The organism is Rhizobium sp. CIAT894 (genome assembly GCF_000172795.2).
Taxonomy (GTDB): Bacteria; Pseudomonadota; Alphaproteobacteria; order Rhizobiales; family Rhizobiaceae; genus Rhizobium.
The window spans coordinates 429761-452929 of the sequence record NZ_CP020947.1 but is presented as its reverse complement, the minus strand read 5'-3'; the positions used below and the strand labels follow the sequence as shown (position 1 = coordinate 452929).

The window sequence follows — 23169 nt, the reverse complement described above, 5'->3', positions numbered from 1 at the left end:
CGGCAGCAGAGGCTTTACGACAGATCGTCGTCGTGTTCGTCGATCGGCCTTCGCCGGTCGGGTATCACGTCGGGATAATCCACCTGCATGAAATAGAGCCCGTCGGGCGGCGCCACCGGGCCGCAGGCCTTGCGGTCGCGCGCCTCGAGCGCCGCCTCGACATCGTCAGGCGTCCATTTGCCTTCGCCGGCGAGTTTCAGCGTGCCGGCGAAGGAACGGATCTGATTGTGCAGGAAGCTTTGCGCCGTGGCGCGGATCTCGATCAGCTCGCCATTGCGCGTCACATCCAGCCTGTCGAGCGTGCGTACCGGGCTGTTTGCCTGGCAATGGGCGGAGCGGAAGGTGGAGAAATCGTGCCGGCCGACCAGCCTCTGGGCGGCGGCGTGCATGACCTCATGATCGAGCGCCTTAGGCACCCACCAGGCCTTGCCGGCCTCGATCGCCAGCGGCGCCCGGCGGCTGACGATGCGGTAGAGGTAGTGGCGCCGCAGGGCGGAGAAGCGCGCATCGAAGAATTCGGCAACGGCCTCGACGTCCAGAATGGCGACACGCGCGCCGGCGAGCCTCAGATGTGCGTTCAAGGCATTCTGCAACTGATAGGGCGACCAGTCCTTCGAAAGATCGGCATGGATCACCTGCCCCATGGCGTGGACGCCGGAATCGGTGCGCCCGGCGCCGCGGATCGACACCGTCTCGCCGGTCAGAGACAGCACCGCCGCCTCGATGGCGCCCTGCACCGAAGGACCGTTCTCCTGACGCTGCCAGCCGACATAGGGGCCGCCGTCATATTCGACGGTCATGCGGAAACGCGGCATCAGGAAAGCCTCGTGCCTGCGCCGAGCGGCGTGCCCCGGAGGAAATCGGCGGCCGCCAGCGGCTTGCCGCCGGCTTTCTGCAGCCTGGTCAGCCGCACCGCGCCCGACGCGCAGGCAACCACGAGATCGTCGGTCAGCAATTGCCCGGCCGGCCCCTGCCCTTCAGCCAGCTCCGAGCCCAGCACCTTGACCCGCTCCGGCTTGCCGCCGATGACGAGCTCGAACCAGGCGCCCGGAAACGGCGCCAGGCCGCGGATATGGTTGTGCACATCCCTGGCATCCCTTCCGAAATCGATGCGGGTCTCGGCCTTGTCGATCTTGGCGGCATAGAGCACGCCCTCTTCCGGCTGCGGCGTCAGCGGCAGGTCGTTCATTTGGAGCTTCACCATGGCCTCCGCCATCGCCTTGGCGCCGACCAGCATCAGCCGGTCGTGCAGCTCGCCTGCCGTGATGTTCGGGCCGATCTCGACTTCGCGGGTCAGCGCGACGGCGCCGGTATCGAGACCCTTGTCCATCTTCATCACCATCATGCCGGTCTTATCGTCACCGGCCATGATCGCCCGCTGGATGGGGGCAGCGCCGCGCCAGCGCGGCAGCAGCGAGGCATGGCCGTTATAGCAGCCGTCGCGGGTGCCGTTCAAAATCGCCTCCGGCAGCAGCAAGCCGTAGGCAACGACGACGGCGACATCGGCATTGAAAGCGGCAAACCGCTCGCGCTCCTGCGGATCCTTAAAATTGACCGGGGTGAAAACCGGCAGGCCGAGCAGTTCGGCCGCCTGATGCACCGGCGATTTCTGCAGATCGAGCCCGCGCCGCCCGCCCGGCCGCGGTGGCTGCGTATAGACGGCGACGATCCTGTGTCCGGCATCGACGAGCAGGCGCAGGGTCGGAACGGAGAACTCCGGTGTTCCCATGAAGATGATACGAAGAGACATTCTATCTCGCCAATTGCGGTTCAGCCGTCTTCAAACGGGTTTACGAGCTTGAGATCAAGCCCCTCGAAATCTCTGGTGTTGCGGGTGGCGAGCGTGGCGCCGTTAGCAAGGCAGATGGCGGCGATCATCGCATCCTTGGTCTCCATCGGCCGCCCCGCCCTCTTGCGCTGTGCCGCCAGGAGGCCGTAGCGATTGGCCGCGCTCAGGGAAAAACCGAGGATACGGCCTGAAAATTCCGACTCGATCTTATTAAAGTCGGATATCAACGTTGCCTTCCGCCTGCCGTCATCAAGAAGTTCAAGACCATAGCGCATTTCGGCGACGGCAATCGTCGTCAGGAAAAGCGTCTCGACGTCGTAGCCATCAAGCCAGTTCAATATCCGCTCGCTGTGGGTCCTCCCCTGCATTTCGGAAATCACATCCGTATCGAGGACGATCATGTGTCGAAACGCGGCGGTTCGCGGTCGGGTTCGTGGCGAGATGCGGCGATGGTTTCCACCTCCTCATCGCTCAATCTTTCATCGCTCATCAGCCAGCGAAAGCGCTGTCCGGCGGAAGCCCCCGAACGCCCGACAGCAATCTGCCGGCGGATGATTTCGATCGCCTCTTCCGAAAGGCTGCGGCCATTACGCTGCGCGCTTTCCTGAAGCTGCCGCTTCATTGCATCCGGAACATCGCGAATAAGCAGGTCACCCATCGGCACCTCCATTATGATATCAGTGATATCATAGCGCCTCGCCGGCGAAATTTCAACGCGACGCTCAGAGCGCCTTCGACTTCGCCGCCTTGGTGAACTTCTTGATCACCATCTCCCGCTTCAGCCGCGAGATGTAATCGATGAACAGCACGCCGTTCAGATGATCGATCTCGTGCTGCAGGCAGGTGGCGAGCAGGCCGTCGGCCTCCACCGTCTGTTCCTTGCCGTTGCGGTCGAGATATTTGACCGAGACGACGGCCGGACGCTCGACCTCGGCATAATAATCCGGGATCGACAGGCAGCCTTCCTCATAGACGGAGCGTTCGTCGGACGATGTGACGATCTCGGGATTGATGAAGACCTGCGGCTGCTTTTCCTCACCCTCGCGCGATACGTCGATGACCAGCATGCGGCGCGGCACGCCGATCTGGATCGCAGCAAGGCCGATGCCCGGCGCGTCGTACATGGTTTCCAGCATATCGTCGGCCAGACGCTGCAGGTCGGCATCGACCCGCTCGATCGGCTTGGAGAGCTGGCGGAGAAGGGGATCGGGAAGAATGATGAGTGGCTTGATGGTCATGGCGTTCCCATAACCCATCTTTTCCGACTATGGAATTATCCGGCGGGCGGGGAAGACGCTTTTTTGCATTCCCGCCCGGAATTCCGCCATATTCGCCTCGTGCCGCCCGAGGGGTGCGGCGTGCCAAGATATCGAGGACCGTCAGTCTCGTTCACGTTTTGATCTATAAATTGCCATCCCTTCTGTTATGGTGCGGCATGACCGTCAATTCCGATTCGTACGCTTTGTCTCTTGCCTCGATCAGCCCGGCCATGCTGGCGCTTGCCGGCGGAGCGCTTCTGGCCCTCGGCCTGCTGGTAATCATTCTGCTGCTGCGTAGCGCAAGCCTTCGCCGCGAACAGGCCGAGGAGGCAAGTTTTCGCGCTGGGGAAACCGAGGCGCGCATGGCCGAGCTCCTGAAGATCCAGGCTGAGATGCAGGGCCGCATCGCGGCGATGACCGAAGTCTTCGGCGCCCGCCAGAGCGAGCTCAACCAGGCGATCAGCCAGCGCCTCGACGGCATGTCGCAGCGCGTCAACTCGACGATCACCGAGCAGACCAAATCGACGCATGAGAACCTGCAGCGGCTGCAGGAGCGGCTGGCGGTGATCGATGCGGCGCAGAACAATATCCAGACGCTCGCCAGGGATGTCGTCGGCCTGCAGGCCATTCTTTCCAACAAGCAGACGCGCGGTGCCTTCGGCCAGTCCAGGATGGAAACGATCGTCGCCGACGGCCTGCCGATGGGCGCCTATGCCTTCCAGCAGGCGCTGTCGAACGGCTCGCGGCCGGACTGCACGATCCGCATGCCGAACGGCGCGCCGCCGCTGGTGATCGACGCGAAATTTCCGCTCGAAGCCTGGAATGCTATCCGCGACGCCGGCAGCCCCGAGGCCGGCAAGATCGCCGGCCAGCAGTTCCGCCGCGATCTCGAGGTCCATATCAGGGATATTTCCGAGAAATATCTGATCCAGGGCGAAACCCAGGAGACGGCCTTTCTCTTCGTGCCGTCGGAATCGATCTTCGCCGAGATCCACGAAAATTTCGAAGCCCTGGTGCAGAAGGCGCACCGGGCGCGCATCGTCATCGTCTCACCATCGCTGCTGATGCTGTCGATCCAGGTCATCCAGGCTGTGCTCAAGGACCAGCGCATGCGGGCGCAGGCGCATCTGATCCAGGGCGAGGTGGCGATCCTGATGGACGATCTCGGCCGTCTCGACGAGCGGGTGCGCAAGCTGCAGGGTCATTTCGCCATGGCGCAGAAGGATATCGACATGGTGGTCACCTCCGCCGACAAGCTGACCAGGCGCGGCGCCAGGATCGAGGCGCTGGAATTCGATGCGGGTGGCGAGGTCAAGCCTGCCCGCGACAGCGAAACCGCCGCCAAATCGGTGGAAAGCCGCACCGGTCTTCTCAAGCTCCGGGTGGTTGACGAGGAGTGACCGCTTCGGGCAGTGTCGGCCCCGCATCAAATAGCAGGAGCATGATGTCGTCCGCATGCTCCAGAAGACGGGACAGCCTGATGATCACAGTTTTCGGGTCCATCAACATGGATCTCATCGCCACCACCGAGCGCCTGCCGAAGCCCGGCGAAACGGTGGCCGGCAACGGTTTTGCCACCGCCGCCGGCGGCAAGGGCGCCAACCAGGCGCTGGCCGCGCGCCGCGCCGGCCGCTATGTGCATATGGCCGGTGCCGTCGGCAAGGATGCGTTCGCCGCCGATGCGCTTTCCCTGCTCGATGAGGCGGGAACCGATCTTTCTCTCGTCAGACATGTCGACGGCCCGACAGGCACGGCGCTGATCCTGGTCGGCGGCGACGGCGAAAACATGATCGCCGTCGTTCCAGGCGCCAATGGCCTCGTTACATCCGCCGATGCCGAAACAACTATCGCCCGCATGAACGAAGGCGACATCCTGATGCTGCAGCTCGAAGTGCCGGTGGCTGCCGTCGAACGCGCCTTGTCGGCCGCCCGCGCCAAAGGCGTCACCAGCATTCTCAATCTCGCTCCGCTGATCCCGGATGCGGCCCGCCTTGGCCGGCTTGCCGATATCGTCATCGCCAACGAGACCGAGTTCGAGCGCCTTGCCGGACAGGACGGCATGGATGCGCCGGCGCGCGAGGCAGCGCTTGCCCGCCTGCATGCCGAAACCGGCCAGACGCTGATCGTGACGCTCGGCGGCGACGGCGTCGTCGCCATACGAGAAGGAGTGATCTCAAGAGCGCAGGGGCTCAAGATCGAACCCGTCGATACGGTCGGCGCGGGAGACACTTTCTGCGGCTATTTCGCGGCAAGCCTCGATGAAGGCCTCGATTTTGCCTCGGCGCTGCGCCGCGCAGCGGTTGCCGGTTCGCTCGCCTGCCTCAAATCAGGGGCACAGCCTTCGATCCCCGTCAGCGGCGACGTCGCAGGCAGGATATAAGTTCCGTCTCTCTGCGAAGCCGCCGGCAGACCCCCTCGATTTTTAGGGAATTCCGGCGGCTTTTCCTTGAGCAGATACTAAAGTTTCATTCAAATTTAACAGATCTCCGGCGATGTTGCTCGTGGTCGACGGATAGCCATTCCTTTGGGCTCCCGCCGATCACCGCAATTCACAGTGCTATAGCGTCCCTTGCGCGTCCGAAAAGACGAGCGGCGCTGTAGGCGGCTGCTCCATGACGGAGCGATGCCTTTGCTCCTGCGCCGGAGAATGCCCGTTCGGCGCATGCTTGCCCGAGGACCCCATGTTCATTTTTCGAATGAAATCGCTTGCGGCGAAACTCATCGTCATCACCGGCGTCGCCATCGCACTTGTTCTCATCGTTTCGAATTTCTTCCTGATCGGCCAGACCCGGGATCGCGTCCAGACGCTGACGATGGATCAGGCCAATCTCGAGGCAAAATCGATCGCCAACGAAATCGCCGCCAATGTCGGCGAACTTGCCAGCGCCGCGCGCACCATGTCCGGCGTCATCGGCCGCGGCCATGAAGGCAAATCGCTCGATCGCAAGGGCATGATCAACGTGCTGAAGGCCAATCTCGAGCAGAATGCCTTCGCCTTCGGCAGCTGGTTCTGCGAGCAGCTCGGCGCGCTCGACGGCAAGACCACCGAGATCGCCAACAACAATGACGAGGGCACGAACAAGAACGGCGCCTTCACGCCCTACTGGTCGAAGACCAAGGACGGCGGCATCCAATATTCGACCTTCGACAATGATTATACCGCCGAATGGTGGAAGCTTGCCGCCGACAGCGGCAAGGGCGCGATCACGACGCCTTACATGGCCGAGGGAACCGATGTCCCGACGCTGCTGACGTCGATCGCCTATCCGGTCATATCAGGTGGCAAGATGATCGGCGTCGGCGGCGTCGACATCTCGCTGAAGTCGCTGACCGACAAGCTGCAGGCGCTGCATCCTTTCGGCTCCGGCCGCGTCACGCTGCTGTCGCAGGCCGGCAACTGGATCGTCGCGCCGATCCCCGACCTGATGACCAAGCAGTATGACGGCGAAGGCGCCGACGTCGTCAAGTCGGCGCTGTCGAGCAAACAGTCCGGCCTCGTCCGGAACCTCACCTATGACGGCCTCGATCCCTTCGACCGCGTCGTCTATCCCTTCGCGGTTCCCGGCGTCAACGCCACCTGGGTCGTGCTCGTCGACGTGCCGCATACGGCGATCAATGCACCGGTACGAGACCAGACCTATCTGATGATCATCAACGGCCTGATCGTGCTCGGCGCCGTCATGCTGGCGCTCTATTTCGCCGTCCGCTCGCTGGTGCAGCGACCGCTCGGCGGGCTCGTTGCCAGCGTCGAAGCGCTTGGCGACGGCAAATATGACCAACCGGTCGCAGCCCAGGAGCGCACCGACGAAATCGGTTCGGTCGCCAAGGCGCTGGAAGGCTTCCGCTTCACGCTCGCCGACAGCCGTCGCCTGGAAGACGAGGCCGCCAGAGAGCGGCAGGCAGCGGAGAACGAGCGCAGCCGGTCGGAATCGGATCGCCAACAATCGGTGTCGCTGCAGCGTCATATCGTCTCGATCGTCGGCGCCGGCCTTTCCGAGCTGTCGCAGGGCAATCTCGGTTACCGCATCACCGACGAATTCCCCGGCGAATACGGCAAGCTGAAGCAGGATTTCAACGCCGCCCTTGCGAGCCTCGAAGAGACCATCAACACGATGAACCTCAGCGTCGCCAATATCGGCTCGGGCACCGGCGAAATCAGCAACAGCGCTTCCGACCTCGCCAAACGCACCGAACAGCAGGCGGCGAGCCTGGAGGAGACGGCGGCTGCGCTGAACGAGCTGACCGCACAGGTCGATTCCAGCGCCGATAATGCCCGCACGGCCGCCGACAACGTCAACCTCGCCTGCCAGGATGCCGAAAAGTCCGGCGAAGTGGTGCAGAAGGCGATCGCCTCGATGCAGGGGATCGAGCAGTCTTCGACGGAGGTTTCCCGGATCATCGGCGTCATCGACGAGATCGCCTTCCAGACGAACCTTTTGGCGCTCAATGCCGGTGTTGAAGCCGCCCGCGCCGGCGAAGCCGGCAAGGGCTTTGCCGTCGTCGCCCAGGAGGTGCGTGAACTGGCGCAGCGCTCGGCCAATGCCGCCAAGGAGATCAAGACGCTGATCAACACCTCGGCCGTCCAGGTCAAGGAAGGCGTCGATCTCGTCGGGCGCGCCGGCGGCACGCTGCACAAGATCGCCGAACAGGTGATGAGCATCAACGATCTCATCCGGCAGATCTCGGCATCGGCGAGCGAACAGGCCGTCGGCCTGAAGGAAATCAACCAGGCCATGAACCAGATGGACCAGGTGACGCAGCAGAACGCGGCGATGGTCGAGGAAGCGACCGCCGCAAGCGTCGCGCTCAACGACGAGGCGCAGACGCTGAAGGCGCTCGCCACCCGTTTCAGGGTCGCAGGCTCAGGCAATGCCGCCGTCCTCGCCTCGGTCGCGCAAAAGATGCGGGCGCCGGCTGCCGCTGCCGCTTCGCATCGGGCAGCCGCCCCGCCGACCCGCCGCGCGGCTGCCCCGTCACGCGGTTCGGCCGCCGTGGCCGAGGACAGCTGGGAAGAATTCTGACCGGTCCGGTCCAATCCGCATAAAAGCAAAAGGCGCCCGGGAAATCGGGCGCCTTTTGCGTTCAGGGGCGAATATCGTTCAGGCGGCGTTCGACGTCTGCTCTTCGTTGAGGAAAGCGTAGATCGCCGAAGCGGAATCGGTGGCGCGCAGCTTGGCGACCAGATCATGATCGCGCAGCACGCGGGCGATGCGCGACAGGGCCTTGAGATGATCAGCGCCGGCGCCTTCCGGCGCCAGCAGCAGGAAGACGAGATCGACCGGCTGGTCGTCCAGGGCCTCGAAATCGACCGGCTGCTCCAGCCGGGCGAAGATGCCGACGATCGAATGGATGTTGACCAGCTTGCCGTGGGGAATGGCGATGCCGTTGCCGACTCCGGTCGAGCCAAGGCGTTCGCGCTGCAGGATGACGTCGAAGATCTCCCGTTCGGAGAGCCCGGTGATCCTGGCGGCTCTTGCGGCCAATTCCTGAAGCAGCTGTTTCTTGGAATTTACTCTGAGGGCGGGAATGATCGCATCCTGATGGAGCAAATCTGCCAATGCCATTTCTTTTTCCTTCTGTCGCCGGGATCAGATGCAAGGAGCGGCGGCGATACCGCCGCTCGGAGCCCTGACCTCAGCCTTTGATATTGGCTGAATCGATCCAGCCAATATTTCCGTCGTGCCGACGGTAAACGATGTTCAAATGTTCCTTGCCGGGGCTGCGGAACAGGAGAAGCGGCTCGTCGGTCATGTCGAGCGCCATCACGGCGGTGGCGACCGACATGGTCTTCAGCTGCTTCGTGCTTTCAGCGACGATCGCCGGGGCGAAATCGTCGGGAATTTCATCCTCGTGGTCAGGCACGGAATCCATGACCGTGTAGGAGACTTCTGCAAAACCGTTCAGATGGTTTCCGGCATGATGGTCCTTCAGCTTGCGCTTATAGCGGCGCAGACGCTTTTCGATGCGCTCCGAAGCGGCGTCAAAAGCAAGCTGGGGATCGGTCGCTTCGCCGGCAGCATGCAGCACCACCCCGCTGTCGAGATGAAGCTTGCAATCTGCGGAGAACCGGGAACTTGCCTTCACAACGGTCACCTGGCCGGAATACCCCCCGTCGAAGTATTTCGTGATGGCCATACCAATTTGGTCCTCGATCTTTTGACGGAACGAGTCACCAATTTCCATATGTTTACCGGATACACGCACACTCATGGAGTTTCCCTTCTTCTGGTCGTTTGCGGGTATCAGTTTACGCCAAGCCTCAGGTTCATCCAAGCACTTCGCGCAATCTCAAGCAAGATCGGCGTAGGCCTGCGGTACCCTGGTGCCCTTGAGATGATGGGGATAACTCCGGACGCCCTCTGCGGCATCGATTGCGGCGGGCTTCTAGCCAGCCGCTGCTGAAAAGTCAAGTGGGCGAAGAATTGCTATCGCTAATGCTCGCAAAACGTGCCGCAAATCCCCAGCCGGACAGCACCCGCCACCGACCACCCGCCAGCAGCCCCTAACAACCTCTCTCTTTGGTTGCAATCAGTCCTGCCGGCAGAGGAATAGCGGGATGAGGGCGGCAATGTTTCGATCAGGACCGAAGCCCCCGCGTCAGAAGCCGGCGACCTTGGCGAGCGCCCGCTTCTCGCGACGGCGCTGAACCGAAGAGGCGATGTTCATGGCCTCCCGGTATTTGGCGACAGTGCGGCGGGCGAGATCGATTCCGCCCTGTTTCAGCATATCGACAATATCGTCGTCGGAGAGCACTGCGTCCGGGCTTTCCTGCATGATCAGCGCGCGGATCTTGTGACGCACGGCCTCGGCCGAATGGCTGTCGCCGCCGGCGACGGCGCTGATCGAGACGGTGAAGAAATATTTGAGCTCGAAGAGACCGCGCGGCGTCAGCATGTATTTGTTCGAGGTGACGCGGCTGACGGTGGATTCGTGCATCTTGATCGCTTCGGCGACCGTCTTCAGGTTCAGCGGGCGCAGATGGTCGACGCCATTCAGCAGGAAGGCGTCCTGCTGGCGGACGATCTCGCTTGCCACCTTCATGATGGTCTTTGCCCGCTGGTCCAGGCTGCGCGTCAGCCAGTTGGCGCTCTGCAGGCATTCGGAGAGGAAGGCGTGATCCTCGCCGTTCCTGGTCACGCGGGAAAAATAGGACTGGTTGACCAGCACGCGCGGCAGCGTATCCGGATTGAGCTCGACCAGCCAGCTACCGTCCGAGGAGGGCCTGACGACCACATCGGGCATGATCGCCTCGGACACACCCGTCTCGAAACCGCTGCCGGGCTTCGGATTGAGCTGGCGAATCTCGCCGAGCATGTCGAGAAGGTCTTCCTCGTCGACACCGCAGAGCCGCTTCAGCGTGGCGAAATCGCGCCGCGCCAGCAGTTCGAGGTTTTCGACGAGCGCCTGCATGGCAGGGTCGTACCGGTCCTTCTGCCTGAGTTGAATCGCCAGGCATTCGGCGAGGCTGCGGGCGAAAACCCCCGGCGGATCGAGCGTCTGGAGGGCGGCAAGCACGCGCTCGGCCGCGCTGAGGCTGGTGCCCAGCCGCTCGCCGGTCTCGACGAGATCGACCTGCAGATAACCGGCATCGTCGAGCTGATCGACGAAATTCTGCGCGATCAGCCGATCGGCCATGTCGGGCAGGACGAAGGGGATTTGCTGGGCGAGATGATCGCGCAGCGACACCTGGCCGGCGACGAAATCGTCGAGATCGTAATCGGCCCCCTCGCCGCCGCTGCCGGGCATCGATTTCCACTGGCCGACGAGTTCCGGCGCATCGAGGCGCTGCGGCGCGCTGTCATCGGGAAAGACATTGGTATAGTTGGCGTCGAGCTCGTCGCTCAGCCGGCTGGTGCTGGCGCTGCCGCCATTGTCGTACCAGTCGCTGGAGAGCGCCTCGGTGCGGTTGTCGTCACCGTCGTCCGAGCCGGCGTCCTCGGGTGAACGAGCATAGGGCTCGTCTTCGGCTTCGCCGCGTTCGGAGCCCGCTTCGCCGTCATTCGACGGAAATTCGAGCAGCGGGTTCTTCTCGACTTCCTGGGCGATGAACTGGGTGAGTTCGACATGCGTCATCTGCAGCAACTGGATCGATTGCATCAGTTGCGGTGTCATCACCAGAGATTGGTTCTGGCGCAGGAAAAGACTGGCGGACAGTGCCATGACGGACGCGAAACTCCCTCGATTCCTCCGGGAAACCGCGTCCGATCACACTTCAGGCGACGGAAATCCAACTGGCCCAAAAATTGCTTTTTTATATCATTTGGTCAAGCGGAACTATGTCGGCGCGGTTAATTTCTGCGGTGGGACAGATGTCGGCGAAAGGTCTGCGCCGTTTCAGGACGACTGAGGCAGCGTCCCCATCTTTGGCGTCATCAGCCGTTCAGAGGCTGAAATTGTCGCCGAGATAAAGCCGGCGCACTTCCGGATTGTTGACGATATCGTTGGCCCGGCCATGGGTGAGCACTTCACCGGCATGGATGATGTAGGCGCGGTCGATCAGGCCCAGCGTCTCGCGCACATTGTGGTCGGTGATGAGAACGCCGATGCCGCGCGCCGTCAGGTGGTGCACGAGATTCTGGATGTCGGCGACCGAGATCGGGTCGACGCCGGCGAAGGGCTCGTCGAGCAGCATGAAGGTCGGGTCGGTCGCCAGCGCACGGGCGATTTCAAGGCGGCGGCGCTCACCGCCCGACAGGGCGACGGCGGCACTCTTGCGCAGCTTCTGGATATGGAATTCCTCCAGCAGCTCGTTGAGCTTCTGCTCGCGCTCGGCCTTGTCCTTGACATGCACTTCGAGAACGGCGCGGATATTCTCTTCTACCGTCAGGCCGCGGAAGATCGACGCTTCCTGCGGCAGGTAACCGACGCCGAGGCGCGAGCGGCGGTACATCGGCATGGACGTGACCTCGTTGCCGTCGATCTCGATCGTGCCTTCATCCACCGGCACGAGGCCGGTGATCATGTAAAAACAGGTCGTCTTGCCGGCGCCGTTCGGGCCGAGCAGGCCGACGGCCTCGCCACGGCGCACCACCAGGGAGACGCCGTTGACGACGCGCCGCGTCGCATAGGTCTTCGTCAGACCGCGGGCGATCAGCGTTCCCTGATAACGAGTCTTGTCGGCGGCGCCTGAAGCTTGCGGCTCAGGCTTGCCGAACATGGTGGATAGCGATGATAGTTTCACGTGGGAGGCCGGCTTTTCAGTTCTGCTTCTGCTGCTGTGCATTCGGCTGCGATTTCGGATCCAGCTGAATCTGGACACGCCCGCCGCAGCTTTCAAGCTCTGCTTGGCCGGTCTGCATGTGAACGGTCAGTTTGCAGCCGGTAAAGACGTTCGGCCCATCCGACAGAATAACCTTGTTGCCCTGATCCGCCGTGAGGACGAAGGTCTGCGAGGCCATGTCGAAAGCGCCGTCGTCGGCGGTCGCTGTCTGCGTGCCTGAGGTCAGGTAGACCTTGTCGGTCACCAGGATCTTGTCGATATCGGCGCTTCCCGAGGCCAGCGAACCCGACTGCTGCGGCTTCGCCGCCGGCTGGGCTGCGGGTTGTGCCCCGTCAGCGGCCTGCTTTGCCGCCTTGTCCTTGTAATAGACGGTCATCTTGCCGGACTGCATCGTCGTCGTCCCCTGGACGACCTTGACCTTGCCGGTGAACAGCGCTGTGTGCTCCTGGTCGTGGATCTCGAGCTTGTCGCTTTCGATCTGGATCGGCTGGTCGTTGGAAAGCTTCATGCCCGACATCGTGGTCGCCTGTTGCGCGCCCGCGCCAGTGGCCGTCAGAATAAGGGCAAATGCGCCGGCAATGAACGCCATGCCGGTCTTGCAAGTGGAAATGCGACAATCTTTTGTCATGAATGACCCGGCTGGTTAAGTGCCCTGTTTATGGATGGCGGATGGATCGACATTCATGCGAACATTTCCCTCGAATGTGATCACCCGCCCCTTATCGGTTATCTCCATCGTCTGCGCAAGAATGGAGGCATTGTCCTTGGTGATGGTGACAGGGTCGTCGCTACGCATGTTTCCGCCCTTGATGTCGAGCTGGGCGGACTGGAATTTTGCATTGAGGCCACTGCTCAGCACCAGGGTGAAGGGGGCCGTCATATGCAGATTGTCGGTGGCGCGATTGTAATCGGCGGTCGAGGCGACGACACGGGCAATCAGCCCGTCATTCATCGGCACGGCGGCCTTGATGGTTTCGAGCGTGATGAAATCGGGATTGCGGATATCCTGCAACGCCCGTTCGGCCAGCATCGAATAGTTGATACCGTCGGAATTGCGGCCCGATATCGCCGGTTTCTCCATCACGACCTTGCCGTTCTCGATCTTGGCGCCTTCCATCTTGATATTCTCGGGCAGATAGATCTTGACCAAGGCAACCGCCGTGAGGCCGGCCGCGATGACGAGGGCTGCCACCGGCAGCAAGATCTTCAGCCGCCGCACGCGGGCGGAATGGAACAACGCATCGCCATAGGCGCTCTTGCCGGACCCGGCATAGGCGGCATGTCCGTTGTTCTTCAGGGTATCGAGCATAGGCCTCGTCCATGTGCGGTGATCGCCGCGCCTTCAGAACAAAGCCGGCCGCCAATCACAGTTCGTTTCGCATTATTACATTGGCTTGCCAATATGGAATTTTTTCTGCAACAAGCAACAAAACGGAAAAACATCAAAAAGTGGCATTCGTACAAGCCGCTGCCATTTCATCGGATCCATCGGCGGCATGCCGAAGCCGGTGCCAGCGCTGGAGGTTTCAATGGACAGTTCGATGATTGCGGATCGGCGGCGACTGCGCCGCAAACTCTGGTTCTGGCGCCTGGCCGCGGTGGCCCTCGTCGTGGCCCTGGGTTTCGCCTTCTACAGCTTCGCCGTCGGCGATGCCAAGACCGCCCGCCCGCATATCGCCCATGTGACGATATCAGGGCTGATCGTCGATGACGACGAGCTTCTGGAGCGGCTGAAGAAAGTCGAGACCAGCGACCAGGTGAAGGCCGTGGTGATTTCGATCTCCTCGCCCGGCGGCACGACCTATGGCGGCGAAAAAATCTTCAAGGCGATCCGTGCGATATCGGCGAAGAAACCTGTCGTCTCCGACGTGCGCACTCTTGCCGCCTCCGCCGGCTACATGATCGCCACGGCAGGCGACACGATCATTGCCGGCGACAGCTCGATCACCGGCTCGATCGGCGTCATCTTCCAGTATCCGCAGATCCAGCCGTTGCTCGACAAGATCGGCGTGTCGCTGCAGGAGATCAAATCCTCGCCGCTGAAGGCCGAGCCCTCGCCCTTCCACGAAGCGAGCGAGGAGGCCAAGGCGATGATCCGCAACATGGTCGTCGACAGCTACAACTGGTTCGTCGACCTGGTCGCCGACCGGCGCAAGCTGCCGCGCGACGAGGTGCTGAAGCTCGCCGACGGCACGATCTATACCGGCCGCCAGGCGCTGAAGGTGAAACTCGTCGATACGATCGGCGGCGAGCCGGAAATCCGGGCCTATCTCAAATCGCGCGGCATCGACGCCGACCTGCCGATGGTGGACTGGGACAAAAAGAGCAATACGCCGTTTCTGCTCGCAGGGGCTGTTTCGCGGCTGATTACGATCTTCGGTTATGACGATCTGTTGAAAGGCCAGGATATCAATGGAATCCTGCCCCCAAAGTTGCTTCTTGACGGGCTGCTTTCAGTTTGGCAGGTTGGCCACGATTGATAAGAAATCAATAATTTAAGGGGGCGAACGTGATCAAGTCCGAATTGGTGCAGATTGTTGCGGCCCGCAACCCGCATCTCTATCACCGCGACGTCGAGAATATCGTCAACGCGGTTCTCGACGAGATCACGGATGCACTGGCCGCGGGCAACCGCGTCGAATTGCGCGGCTTCGGCGCGTTTTCAGTCAAGAACCGCCCTTCCCGCTCCGGCCGCAACCCGCGCACCGGCGATACGGTCTTCGTCGAGGAGAAGTGGGTTCCCTTCTTCAAAACCGGCAAGGAGCTGCGCGAGCGGCTGAATCCCGGCCAGGCGGACGAAGAGGATTGAGCCACCTGCGGCGAAACCGCACTTGAACTCGATCGCCGTTTTCCTATTCTGCTCAACGTATCGGCCCGAAAATCGGAATCGATTTTCGGGCCGATACGTTGATATAAAGCGCCGACGCATGGAGACCTCCAATGGCCAAGAAGATCGTCAACCTGTTGATTCTGCTGCCGCTCGGCGTCATCCTCATCGTCTTCTGCGTCGCCAACCGGCAAAGCGTCACGCTCGCCTTCAATCCGTTCCGGCCCGACGATCAGGTGCTTGCGGTTTCCGCGCCCTTCTTCGTCTTCCTGTTCATCGCGCTGATTGCAGGCATGCTGATCGGCTCGGCCGCTACCTGGTTCAGCCAGGGCAAACACCGCAAACGCGCCCGCACCGAAGCCAAGGAAGCCATCCGCTGGCAGGGCGAGGCCGACCGCCACAAGAGCCGCGCCGAGGAAATCGCCGGGCAATTGCCGGCACGATAACCGGCTCGATATTTCGCGACCGATTACAGCGGAAAAAAGCTCAGCTCCTCATAATCGCCCTCCGGCGACGCGCCGTTGCCGGTCACGCGGAAACCGTGGGCGAGGTAAAAGGCCTTCGCCCGCCGGTTCTTCACCAGGCATTTCAGCCGGTATGGGTGCTGCGGCCATTCCGGCAGCGCCCGCAGCAGCGCCGTCCCGGCGCCGCGCCCCTGGAACTCCGGCCTTATATAAAGCATGTGAACGAAATCATCGGCCGGCCAGAGCGACAGGAAGCCGGCCACACTGCCGTTTTCATGCTCGCAGACGAAGACCGTCTCGCCATTGGTGTGGGCGGCGAAATCCTCGCGGTAGAACTTGCCGGGATCGACCCAGACGAATGTTTGACGGCGCACGGAAAGATAAATCTCCGCGAGCACTTCCTGGTCTTCCGCCCGCGGCGGCCTGATTGTCCACGTCATGACGTCGATTTAACCCAAGCCCCCACCTCGCGCCAAGTCCGAAGCCGTTGGCCGGGATCAGCCGGCCGCCATCTTCGCGACGACGGCGGCGTTGAAATCGGAAAAGAACCCTTCGGCGAGCCTCTGCGAGGTCGAATCGAGCAGGCGGGCGCCGAACTGCGCGAGCCTGCCGCCGAGTTCGGCCTTTGCCCGATAATGCAGGATGGTCGCGCCGCCGTTTGGCTCGAGCACGACATCGGCGCTACCCTTGGCGAAGCCGGCAAGGCCACCCTTGCCTTCGGCCGACAGTGTGTAGCTCTTCGGCGCGTCGACATCGGAGAGCGTCAGCAACCCATGGAAGGTGGCCGACAGCAGGCTGAACCTGACCTTGATCGTCGCTTCGAAAATATCGGGCGACAGCCGCTCGATGCTCTGGCAGCCGGGGATGCAGCCGCGCATGATCTCGGGATCGTTGAGTGCTGCCCAGACGACGTCCCGCGGCGCGGCGATGTGTTCTTCGCCGGTAAAATCCATTCGATAGCCCCATCTCCGATTCGCTCACCTTATCCAGCGGGAAGGCTATTTGCCACGCCGGAAAGGAATGTTATCTGGCGTTCGAAGCAAGGAGCCGGCGATGGACGACGACGTGAAGCCCTGGAGCGTGACGGCAAGCCGCATCACCTATGAGGATCGTTGGATTCGGCTGCGGAGCGACGATTGCGTCACCGCCGATGGAATCGTCGTCGCCCCCTTCCATGTGCTCGACTATCCCGATTGGATCAACGTCGTCCCCGTCATGCCCGACGGGCGTGTGCTGCTGACGCGGGAATACCGGCACGGCCGCGGCGAGATCGTGCTCGGCCTCGTTTCCGGCGGCGTCGAGCCTGGAGATACCGAAGCTGGCGATATCGAGACGGGCGATGCGGGGTTGGCGGCAGCACGGCGCGAATTACGGGAAGAGACCGGCTATGAGGCCTCGACCTTCGTCAAGCTGCTGACCTCCTATCCGAATGCCGCCAGCCAGAGCAACATGGTGACGAGCTGGCTGGCGCTCGGTCTCGGCAGAGCCGGCGAACCGCGTTTCGACCCCGGCGAGAAGGTCGGGCTGCTGTTTGCCGATCTTGCCGCCATCCTCGATGACATCAAGTCCGGCGCGGTCATCATGCAGTCGATGCATGTCGCCGCCCTTTATGCGGCCGAAAGCTGGCTTCGTGGACGGGCGACCGAAGGCTTGAAATAGCGGCCACGCCGGGACAAGCTGTGCTCTCGCCCCAAGCCGGGTCGACGCGCAGTTGATCCGGTACGGTTTTCTGGGCTACTGCATAATTCAAAGGGCGCTGCAAAGGCGCAGCCGCTCGTGAACACACCCCGACAGACACGCGGAAAAACACGTTGAAACAGAGAGAACGCCGGCCGGGCCAGAAGAAGACGTCAGGTCCTTCCGGTGAAAGCCGCAGGGACGACCGGGCCGCCCGCCCGCCGAAGCCGGTCGTCCGGCCGGCAGTCAGCCGCGAGACGGCGCGCGAGGCCGCTCTACCTGCCGCCATCGAGCGTCCGCTGATGACACGCAGCGGCGAGCGCCCGACCGAGCGCGTGCCGGTCATCCTCGAATCGCTCGGAGCCGGCGACTTCCACCTGATCGATAGCGGCAACGGCGAAAAGCTGGAGCAATACGGCCCCTACCGTATCATCCGCCCGGAGGCCCAGGCACTGTGGCGGCCGTCGCTGCCGGCCCATGTCTGGGAAAAGGTCGACGCCGTCTTCACCGGCGATACCGACGAGGAAGGCACCGGCCGCTGGCGCTTCCCGAAAGAGGCGCTCGGCGAGACCTGGCCGCTCAATCTGCTCGGCGTCGACTTCCTCGGCCGTTTCACCTCCTTCCGCCATGTCGGGGTTTTCCCGGAGCAGATCGTGCACTGGAGCTGGATGAAGGATCAGGTCGAAAAGGCCGGCCGGCCGCTGAAGGTGCTGAATCTCTTCGGCTATACCGGCGTCGCCTCGCTGGTTGCTGCAGCCGCCGGCGCCGAAGTCACCCATGTCGACGCCTCGAAGAAGGCGATCGGCTGGGCGCGGGAAAACCAGGCGCTCGGGCGCATGGAGAAGTTGCCGATCCGCTGGATCTGCGAGGATGCGATGAAATTCATCCTGCGCGAGGAACGCCGCGGCAGCCAGTACGACATCATCCTCACCGATCCGCCGAAATTCGGCCGCGGCCCGAACGGCGAAGTCTGGCATCTCTTCGAGCATCTTCCCCTGATGCTCGATGTCTGCCGCGAGATCCTGTCGCCGAAGGCCGTGGGCCTGGTGCTGACGGCCTATTCGATCCGCGCCAGCTTCTATTCGATCCACGAGCTGATGCGCGAGACGATGCGCGGCGCCGGCGGCGCTGTCGAATCCGGCGAGCTGGTCATTCGCGAGGCGGGCCTCGACGGCAAGACGCCGGGCCGCGCGCTTTCCACCTCCCTCTTTTCCCGCTGGGTGCCGAAATGAGCAAGGACTTCCACGATCAGGGACCGCGCAGGGTCGGGCAGGTGAAGGAGGTGACCTCGCTCGCCAATCCGATCATCAAGGACATCAAGGCGCTGACCAACAAGAAGGCGCGGGAGGAGAGCGGCACCTTCCTCGCCGAAGGGCTGAAGCTCGTCATCGACGCGATCGAGCTCGGCTGGACGATCCGTACGCTGGTCTATGCCAAGGCCGCCAAGGGCAAGCCGCTGGTCGAGCAGATGGCGGCAAGGACCGTCGCCGCGGGCGGGCTGGTGCTCGAAGTCAGCGAAAAGGTCATCGCCTCGATCACCCGCCGCGACAATCCGCAAATGGTCGTCGGCATCTTCGAGCAGCGCTGGAAGCCGCTGAAGGATATCAGGCCGAGGGATGGCGAGACCTGGGTGGCGCTCGACCGGGTGCGCGATCCCGGCAATCTCGGCACCATCATCCGCACGGCGGATGCGGCCGGCGCCTCGGGCGTCATTCTGGTCGGAGAGGCGACCGATCCCTTCTCGCTGGAAACGGTCAGGGCGACCATGGGCTCGGTCTTTGCCGTTCCCGTCGCGCGGGCGACGCCGGAGGAATTCATCGCCTGGCGGAAATCGGCCGGCGTTTCCATCGTCGCGACCCATCTTGCCGGCGCCGTCGATTACCGGACGATCGACTACCGGAAAAAGCCCGTCGTGCTGCTGATGGGCAACGAGCAGTCCGGCCTGCCTGATCAGCTGGCCAGGGAGGCGGACGCGCTTGCCCGCATTCCCCAGCAGGGCCGCGCCGATTCCCTGAACCTCGCCGTCGCCACCGCCGTCATGCTTTTCGAGGCGCGCCGCCATCTCCTCTCACTTGCCGAGGGCAAATGACCGAACAGACGCTTACCCGCCCCGCGCTGTTTTCGCGCCCGGCGCCGATCCTCCTCTTCATCCTGATCGCTGTTCTGATCGACCAGGTGGCCAAGATCGCCGTCGACCACTATTTGCCGCTGGAAGAAGCCGTGCCGGTTATTCCGATGCTGGCGCTCTACCGCACCTACAATCTCGGCGTCGCCTTTTCGATGCTGTCGGGCATGGACGGCTGGTTCATCGTCGGCATGCGGCTCGTCATCGTCGCCTTCGTCGTCTGGCTGTGGTACCGCACGGCGAAAGACCGCTGGCTTGCCCATCTCGGCTATGCGCTGATCATTGCCGGCGCGATCGGCAATCTCGTCGACCGCTTCGCCTATGGGCACGTGATCGATTACATTCTGTTCCACACCGAAAGCTGGTCCTTCGCTGTCTTCAATCTCGCCGACAGCTTCATCACCATCGGCGCTGGCTGCGTCATTCTCGACGAGCTGCTGCTGCCGAAAAAGGCCGGTCGCTAAAATCTTATCGAATTCCTGAAGGCATTCGGAAGAGGCCTCATGTTAGCCAGATAGCATGCAAAGTCTGGGGCAATTGCAGGAAACATTGTCCGCCGCCTTCGGCGGACCCGCCGCCAAGCCGCATGAAGAGCGGATGGGGGGCCTCTCCCTGCGGCCCGGCGCATCGGCGCCCGAGGCAGCCGACGATCGCACGATGGGGCCGCCTGCAGCGACACGGCGTCTGCTGTTCTACTGGCTTGGCGGCGCCGGCCTGCTTGCCGCGATGATCCTGACGCTGCTTGCCCATGCCGGCGACCCGCTGCTGCTGTCGGGCGGGCTTGTCGTTCTCGGCCTTGCCGTCATATCAAGCTATGCCGTCCTGATGGTTCGGCGGCGCAGAGCTCCGCGCGACGGCAAACCCCTGCCGGACTGGAACGACGGCGCAAAGCTGTTTGCCGACGTGCACGACGTGCTCGGCGACATCACCGTCAGCCGCAGCATGGATCGGCGCATCATCTCCGCCAACGACACGTTTCGCCGTCTGACCGGGCGTCTGCATCCGGAGGGACGCAGTTGCGAGGAGATCGGGCTTGCCTTCCGCCCCGGCCCGATACCGCACTGCTACGACGTCGAGATCTCGACACCGGACGGCCAGCGCATCTTTCTCTGGCGCGACGTCGTGACCCGCGATCCGGCAAACGGCCGCCTGCTGCTGCAGAGCGTGGCGCGAGATGTGACCGACGAGCGGCTGATCGCCCAGGGCCGCGAGGAGGCCCGCCAGAAAGCCGAATATAACAGCGCCGCCAAATCCAGGCTGCTTGCCACCGTCAGCCACGAGGTGCGCACGCCGCTTTCCGGCATCCTCGGCATGACGCATCTGCTTGCCGAGACGCGGCTGACGCAGGAGCAGCAGGACTATCTGGCGAATATTCGCCAGTCCGGCCACGCGCTGACGCAGTTGGTCGAGGATCTGCTCGATTTCTCCACCATCGAGGTCGGCCGCTTCGCGCTGCATCCGCGCTCGGAATCGCTGCGTAAGCTCTTGGAAAGCGTCGTCGAGATGCTCGCCCACCGGGCACATGAAAAAGGCATCGAGATCGGCGCCACGGTCTCATCCGATGTGCCGGAGAATATGAGCTTCGATCCGGCGCGGCTGCGCCAGGTTCTCTTCAACGTCATCGGCAATGCCGTGAAGTTCACCCAGGTCGGCGGCGTTTTCATTCGCGTGTCGATCGATGCGGACAACCTGTCGATCACCGTCACCGATAGCGGTCCCGGCATGACGGCGGAGGAGCAGGCGCGCGTCTTCGGCGAGTTCGAGCAGGGCGGGAGCGTTGCCGACAAGAGCAGCGGCACCGGGCTCGGCCTTGCGATCTCCGCCCGGATCATCCGCGAATTCAACGGCACGCTGACGGTAGCCGGCGAAAAGGGCAGAGGAAGCGAATTCACCATCCGCTTCCCTGTCGATATCGGCAGCGAGCGCCCCGACAGGCGCAATACGCTGCTTGCCGGCAACAGCGTCGTGCTTCTGGCGCCGGCGGGTGCTGCGCGCGCCGCCATCGCCGAGACGATCACCGCACTCGGCGGTCTCTGCCATCTCGTCGCCGATGGTGAAAGCGCGCGGGCAACGCTGCTCGGCTTGGCAGACGGCGGCAAGCGGCCGACCGATATTATCATCGACCATCGCATGTCGGCGGAATTTTCCGCTCATCTGGCCGACCGCGCCGAAATCGCAGCCCTTGGCCTGCGCAAGGTCCTGCTCGTCAATCCGGAGGAGCGCAGCGCCCATCCGCTCGATCTCTTCGATGCCTGGCTGATCCGGCCGCTGCGCGAACAATCGCTGATCGACGTGCTGCGCGGGCGCATGCGCGGCATGGAGAAACGCGACGCGCTGAACGACAACCAGCCCGGCTTCGGCCTTTCGGTGGCGGAGATGATGGCGACGACAGGCGGCCTCAACATCCTGCTTGGCGAGGACGATCCGATCAATGCCATGCTGGTGCGAGTCGTCCTGGAAAAGGGCGGGCATAAGGTGCGCCATGTCGAGGATTTCGAGGCGCTGCTCGACTGCGCCCTGTGCGAGGCGGATGCCCGGCCCGACATCATCATCAGCGACCTGTCGATGCCCGGTGGCAACGGTATCGACATGCTGGCGCGCCTGCGCGGCCACGAAAGGCGGCTCGATCTTGCCTCGGTGCCGGTGATCGTGCTGACTGCAGACAAGAGCGACGACTCACGCCGCCAGGTCCTGCTGAACGGCGCCAACCGCGTCATGGTCAAGCCGGTCGACCCGCTGCGGCTGCTGACCGAAGTTCAGGCCGTCGCCGCGCTTTCCGCCCGCCGGGCAGAGGCGCGATAACGTGCCGCGGGACCGGCCCGCTTCTTGCGCCGGGAAATTCAATATGTCACTTTCCTGTCGCAGAGAAGTGTTTTATGGCGTCGATAAGCCGGCAACGGGAGAATCGTCATGTCCGCCATCGACATCCTGAATCGTGACACCACCGCGGAGGCTGTACGGCCCTCGACGGCGGCTGCGCAAAAGGACGGCGATATTCTGGGCCGCATCGGCAATCTGGAAACCCGCCTTGCCCGCACGGCGCGCGAGATCGATGCCGCCCAGGCCGTGCGCTACCGGGTTTTCGTCGACGAAATGAAGGCGCAGCTGCCGCTGGATGCCATGCGCCGCCAGCGAGATGTCGATGCCTATGACGCTTTCTGCGACCATCTTCTCGTTCTCGACCGCTCGATCGAGGGCGATCCCGAAGACCAGATCGTCGGCACCTACCGGCTGTTGCGCCAGGATGTCGCCATCGCCAATGGCGGTTTTTACTCGGCTTCCGAATTCGAGATCGAGAGCCTGATCGCCAAACATCCGGACAAGCGCTTCATGGAACTCGGCCGTTCCTGCGTGCTGCCGGAATACCGCACCAAGCGCACCGTCGAGCTGCTGTGGCAGGGCAACTGGGCCTATGCGCTGAAGCATGGCGTCAGCGCCATGTTCGGCTGCGCCTCGTTCCCCGGCGTCTATCTCGAAAGTCATGCGCTGGCGCTGTCTTTCCTCTACCACAATGTGCTGGCGAAGGACGAATGGGCCGTCGGGGCTCTGCCGGATCTCGCCCGCAACATGGATCTGATGCCGGTCGAGGCCATCAACCCGAAGCGGGCGCTGATGGCCCTGCCGCCGCTCATCAAGGGTTATCTGCGCCTCGGCGCGATGGTCGGCTCCAGCGCCGTCGTCGATCATGCCTTCAACACGACCGACGTGCTGATCGTGCTGCCGATCTCGAGCATTTCCGACCGCTACCTGAATTATTACGGCGCCGACGCCGGCCGCTTCGCGAGCTGACGCATGTCGCCGGCGGTGG

General features: G+C 62.9%; 25 protein-coding genes. 12 read left to right on the top strand and 13 right to left on the bottom strand.

The annotated features are described in order from the left end of the window. Positions 1–14: 14 nt before the first annotated feature. The 5 genes from truA to def all read right to left on the bottom strand — a co-directional run bounded on the left by truA (position 15) and on the right by def (position 3027). Positions 15–815 carry a tRNA pseudouridine(38-40) synthase TruA gene (gene truA, locus RHEC894_RS02225; RefSeq protein ID WP_085735902.1) on the bottom strand — a complete coding sequence of 267 codons (801 nt, stop codon included), beginning with the start codon at positions 813–815 and terminating at the stop codon, positions 15–17. Beyond that, positions 815–1750 carry a methionyl-tRNA formyltransferase gene (fmt, locus tag RHEC894_RS02220; protein WP_085735900.1) on the bottom strand — a complete coding sequence of 312 codons (936 nt, stop codon included), beginning with the start codon at positions 1748–1750 and terminating at the stop codon, positions 815–817. Before fmt ends, truA begins: the two co-directional genes overlap by 1 nt. A 20-nt stretch (positions 1751–1770) precedes the next feature. Beyond that, positions 1771–2190: a type II toxin-antitoxin system VapC family toxin gene (locus RHEC894_RS02215; RefSeq protein ID WP_085735898.1), complete on the bottom strand. Its 420-nt coding sequence runs from the start codon at positions 2188–2190 to the stop codon at positions 1771–1773. Continuing rightward, positions 2187–2447 carry a plasmid stabilization protein gene (locus tag RHEC894_RS02210; RefSeq protein WP_085735896.1) on the bottom strand — a complete coding sequence of 87 codons (261 nt, stop codon included), beginning with the start codon at positions 2445–2447 and terminating at the stop codon, positions 2187–2189. The genes RHEC894_RS02215 and RHEC894_RS02210 overlap by 4 nt, the downstream gene beginning before the upstream one ends. 64 nt (positions 2448–2511) lie before the next feature. Then, entirely contained in the window at positions 2512–3027 is a 516-nt protein-coding gene (def, locus tag RHEC894_RS02205; protein WP_085735894.1) for a peptide deformylase, read from the bottom strand. A gap of 197 nt (positions 3028–3224) precedes the next feature. Between def and RHEC894_RS02200 the strand changes: the two genes are divergently transcribed. From RHEC894_RS02200 to RHEC894_RS02190, 3 genes are all read left to right on the top strand, one after another. Next, a complete protein-coding gene (locus tag RHEC894_RS02200; RefSeq protein ID WP_085735892.1) occupies positions 3225–4448 on the top strand; it encodes a DNA recombination protein RmuC in 1224 nt (407 codons plus the stop codon). Positions 4449–4528: 80 nt separating this feature from the next. After that, positions 4529–5428, top strand: a complete 900-nt coding sequence (locus tag RHEC894_RS02195) for a ribokinase (RefSeq protein WP_085735890.1) — start codon at positions 4529–4531, stop codon at positions 5426–5428. Between the two features lie 301 nt (positions 5429–5729). Further along, a complete protein-coding gene (locus RHEC894_RS02190) occupies positions 5730–8069 on the top strand; it encodes a methyl-accepting chemotaxis protein (RefSeq protein ID WP_085735888.1) in 2340 nt (779 codons plus the stop codon). 78 nt (positions 8070–8147) lie between these two features. Here RHEC894_RS02190 and ptsN read toward each other — a convergent pair whose 3' ends face one another. The 6 genes from ptsN to lptC form a co-directional block, all read right to left on the bottom strand. Further along, positions 8148–8612, bottom strand: coding sequence for a PTS IIA-like nitrogen regulatory protein PtsN (gene ptsN, locus RHEC894_RS02185; RefSeq protein ID WP_003570770.1), 465 nt, complete (start codon positions 8610–8612; stop codon positions 8148–8150). 70 nt (positions 8613–8682) lie between these two features. Then, the gene (raiA, locus tag RHEC894_RS02180; protein WP_085735887.1) at positions 8683–9258 is read right to left on the bottom strand and encodes a ribosome-associated translation inhibitor RaiA; all 576 of its coding nucleotides are present in this window, start codon (positions 9256–9258) and stop codon (positions 8683–8685) included. Between the two features lie 387 nt (positions 9259–9645). After that, positions 9646–11208 carry an RNA polymerase factor sigma-54 gene (rpoN, locus tag RHEC894_RS02175; RefSeq protein ID WP_085735885.1) on the bottom strand — a complete coding sequence of 521 codons (1563 nt, stop codon included), beginning with the start codon at positions 11206–11208 and terminating at the stop codon, positions 9646–9648. A 220-nt stretch (positions 11209–11428) separates the two neighbouring features. Continuing rightward, positions 11429–12205 (bottom strand): LPS export ABC transporter ATP-binding protein, encoded by a 777-nt coding sequence (gene lptB / locus RHEC894_RS02170; RefSeq protein WP_085735883.1) that lies wholly within the window; start codon positions 12203–12205, stop codon positions 11429–11431. 40 nt (positions 12206–12245) lie between these two features. Beyond that, the gene (locus RHEC894_RS02165) at positions 12246–12896 is read right to left on the bottom strand and encodes an LptA/OstA family protein (protein ID WP_085735882.1); all 651 of its coding nucleotides are present in this window, start codon (positions 12894–12896) and stop codon (positions 12246–12248) included. Positions 12897–12911: 15 nt separating this feature from the next. Beyond that, positions 12912–13577 (bottom strand): LPS export ABC transporter periplasmic protein LptC, encoded by a 666-nt coding sequence (gene lptC, locus RHEC894_RS02160; RefSeq protein WP_085735880.1) that lies wholly within the window; start codon positions 13575–13577, stop codon positions 12912–12914. A gap of 220 nt (positions 13578–13797) precedes the next feature. Here lptC and sppA point away from each other — a divergent pair, with 220 nt between their 5' ends. From sppA to RHEC894_RS02145, 3 genes are all read left to right on the top strand, one after another. Further along, entirely contained in the window at positions 13798–14748 is a 951-nt protein-coding gene (gene sppA / locus RHEC894_RS02155) for a signal peptide peptidase SppA (RefSeq protein ID WP_085735879.1), read from the top strand. Positions 14749–14777: 29 nt separating this feature from the next. Further along, positions 14778–15077, top strand: coding sequence for an integration host factor subunit beta (locus tag RHEC894_RS02150; protein WP_003544934.1), 300 nt, complete (start codon positions 14778–14780; stop codon positions 15075–15077). A 131-nt stretch (positions 15078–15208) separates the two neighbouring features. Beyond that, positions 15209–15541 carry a LapA family protein gene (locus tag RHEC894_RS02145; RefSeq protein WP_085735877.1) on the top strand — a complete coding sequence of 111 codons (333 nt, stop codon included), beginning with the start codon at positions 15209–15211 and terminating at the stop codon, positions 15539–15541. Positions 15542–15564: 23 nt separating this feature from the next. Here the strand turns inward: RHEC894_RS02145 and RHEC894_RS02140 are convergent, their stop codons facing one another. Both RHEC894_RS02140 and RHEC894_RS02135 read right to left on the bottom strand, forming a co-directional pair. After that, positions 15565–15999, bottom strand: coding sequence for a GNAT family N-acetyltransferase (locus RHEC894_RS02140; protein ID WP_085735876.1), 435 nt, complete (start codon positions 15997–15999; stop codon positions 15565–15567). 57 nt (positions 16000–16056) lie between these two features. Then, entirely contained in the window at positions 16057–16512 is a 456-nt protein-coding gene (locus RHEC894_RS02135; protein WP_010067044.1) for a carbon monoxide dehydrogenase subunit G, read from the bottom strand. Between the two features lie 67 nt (positions 16513–16579). On the opposite strand from RHEC894_RS02135, the gene RHEC894_RS02130 reads away from it, so the two are divergent. The 6 genes from RHEC894_RS02130 (at position 16580) to RHEC894_RS02105 (ending at position 23150) form a co-directional block, all read left to right on the top strand. Continuing rightward, the gene (locus tag RHEC894_RS02130; RefSeq protein WP_085735874.1) at positions 16580–17218 is read left to right on the top strand and encodes an NUDIX hydrolase; all 639 of its coding nucleotides are present in this window, start codon (positions 16580–16582) and stop codon (positions 17216–17218) included. A 152-nt stretch (positions 17219–17370) separates the two neighbouring features. Then, complete coding sequence (locus RHEC894_RS02125) at positions 17371–18468, top strand: class I SAM-dependent methyltransferase (RefSeq protein WP_085735873.1); 1098 nt, start codon at positions 17371–17373, stop codon at positions 18466–18468. Then, positions 18465–19325 (top strand): RNA methyltransferase, encoded by an 861-nt coding sequence (locus RHEC894_RS02120; protein ID WP_085735871.1) that lies wholly within the window; start codon positions 18465–18467, stop codon positions 19323–19325. The genes RHEC894_RS02125 and RHEC894_RS02120 overlap by 4 nt, the downstream gene beginning before the upstream one ends. Then, positions 19322–19825 carry a signal peptidase II gene (lspA, locus tag RHEC894_RS02115; RefSeq protein ID WP_010067726.1) on the top strand — a complete coding sequence of 168 codons (504 nt, stop codon included), beginning with the start codon at positions 19322–19324 and terminating at the stop codon, positions 19823–19825. The genes RHEC894_RS02120 and lspA overlap by 4 nt, the downstream gene beginning before the upstream one ends. A 55-nt stretch (positions 19826–19880) precedes the next feature. Next, positions 19881–22163: an ATP-binding protein gene (locus tag RHEC894_RS02110; protein WP_085735870.1), complete on the top strand. Its 2283-nt coding sequence runs from the start codon at positions 19881–19883 to the stop codon at positions 22161–22163. Positions 22164–22271: 108 nt separating this feature from the next. Beyond that, positions 22272–23150, top strand: coding sequence for a GNAT family N-acetyltransferase (locus RHEC894_RS02105; RefSeq protein WP_085735868.1), 879 nt, complete (start codon positions 22272–22274; stop codon positions 23148–23150). The last annotated feature ends 19 nt before the right edge of the window (positions 23151–23169 follow it).

Excerpts from the sequence above, each read along its gene's own strand:
- RHEC894_RS02215 (WP_085735898.1), bottom strand. The coding sequence starts at position 2,190 with ATGATCGTCCTCGATACGGATGTGATTTCCGAAATGCAGGGGAGGACC.
- RHEC894_RS02105 (WP_085735868.1), top strand. The coding sequence starts at position 22,272 with ATGTCCGCCATCGACATCCTGAATCGTGACACCACCGCGGAGGCTGTA.
- fmt (WP_085735900.1), bottom strand. The coding sequence starts at position 1,750 with ATGTCTCTTCGTATCATCTTCATGGGAACACCGGAGTTCTCCGTTCCG.
- RHEC894_RS02210 (WP_085735896.1), bottom strand. The coding sequence starts at position 2,447 with ATGGGTGACCTGCTTATTCGCGATGTTCCGGATGCAATGAAGCGGCAG.
- RHEC894_RS02110 (WP_085735870.1), top strand. The coding sequence starts at position 19,881 with ATGCAAAGTCTGGGGCAATTGCAGGAAACATTGTCCGCCGCCTTCGGC.
- RHEC894_RS02140 (WP_085735876.1), bottom strand. The coding sequence starts at position 15,999 with ATGACGTGGACAATCAGGCCGCCGCGGGCGGAAGACCAGGAAGTGCTC.
- lspA (WP_010067726.1), top strand. The coding sequence starts at position 19,322 with ATGACCGAACAGACGCTTACCCGCCCCGCGCTGTTTTCGCGCCCGGCG.
- def (WP_085735894.1), bottom strand. The coding sequence starts at position 3,027 with ATGACCATCAAGCCACTCATCATTCTTCCCGATCCCCTTCTCCGCCAG.
- lptC (WP_085735880.1), bottom strand. The coding sequence starts at position 13,577 with ATGCTCGATACCCTGAAGAACAACGGACATGCCGCCTATGCCGGGTCC.
- lptB (WP_085735883.1), bottom strand. The coding sequence starts at position 12,205 with ATGTTCGGCAAGCCTGAGCCGCAAGCTTCAGGCGCCGCCGACAAGACT.
- RHEC894_RS02190 (WP_085735888.1), top strand. The coding sequence starts at position 5,730 with ATGTTCATTTTTCGAATGAAATCGCTTGCGGCGAAACTCATCGTCATC.
- RHEC894_RS02200 (WP_085735892.1), top strand. The coding sequence starts at position 3,225 with ATGACCGTCAATTCCGATTCGTACGCTTTGTCTCTTGCCTCGATCAGC.
- sppA (WP_085735879.1), top strand. The coding sequence starts at position 13,798 with ATGGACAGTTCGATGATTGCGGATCGGCGGCGACTGCGCCGCAAACTC.
- ptsN (WP_003570770.1), bottom strand. The coding sequence starts at position 8,612 with ATGGCATTGGCAGATTTGCTCCATCAGGATGCGATCATTCCCGCCCTC.
- truA (WP_085735902.1), bottom strand. The coding sequence starts at position 815 with ATGCCGCGTTTCCGCATGACCGTCGAATATGACGGCGGCCCCTATGTC.
- raiA (WP_085735887.1), bottom strand. The coding sequence starts at position 9,258 with ATGAGTGTGCGTGTATCCGGTAAACATATGGAAATTGGTGACTCGTTC.
- RHEC894_RS02195 (WP_085735890.1), top strand. The coding sequence starts at position 4,529 with ATGATCACAGTTTTCGGGTCCATCAACATGGATCTCATCGCCACCACC.
- RHEC894_RS02145 (WP_085735877.1), top strand. The coding sequence starts at position 15,209 with ATGGCCAAGAAGATCGTCAACCTGTTGATTCTGCTGCCGCTCGGCGTC.
- RHEC894_RS02120 (WP_085735871.1), top strand. The coding sequence starts at position 18,465 with ATGAGCAAGGACTTCCACGATCAGGGACCGCGCAGGGTCGGGCAGGTG.
- RHEC894_RS02135 (WP_010067044.1), bottom strand. The coding sequence starts at position 16,512 with ATGGATTTTACCGGCGAAGAACACATCGCCGCGCCGCGGGACGTCGTC.
- RHEC894_RS02130 (WP_085735874.1), top strand. The coding sequence starts at position 16,580 with ATGTTATCTGGCGTTCGAAGCAAGGAGCCGGCGATGGACGACGACGTG.
- RHEC894_RS02165 (WP_085735882.1), bottom strand. The coding sequence starts at position 12,896 with ATGACAAAAGATTGTCGCATTTCCACTTGCAAGACCGGCATGGCGTTC.
- rpoN (WP_085735885.1), bottom strand. The coding sequence starts at position 11,208 with ATGGCACTGTCCGCCAGTCTTTTCCTGCGCCAGAACCAATCTCTGGTG.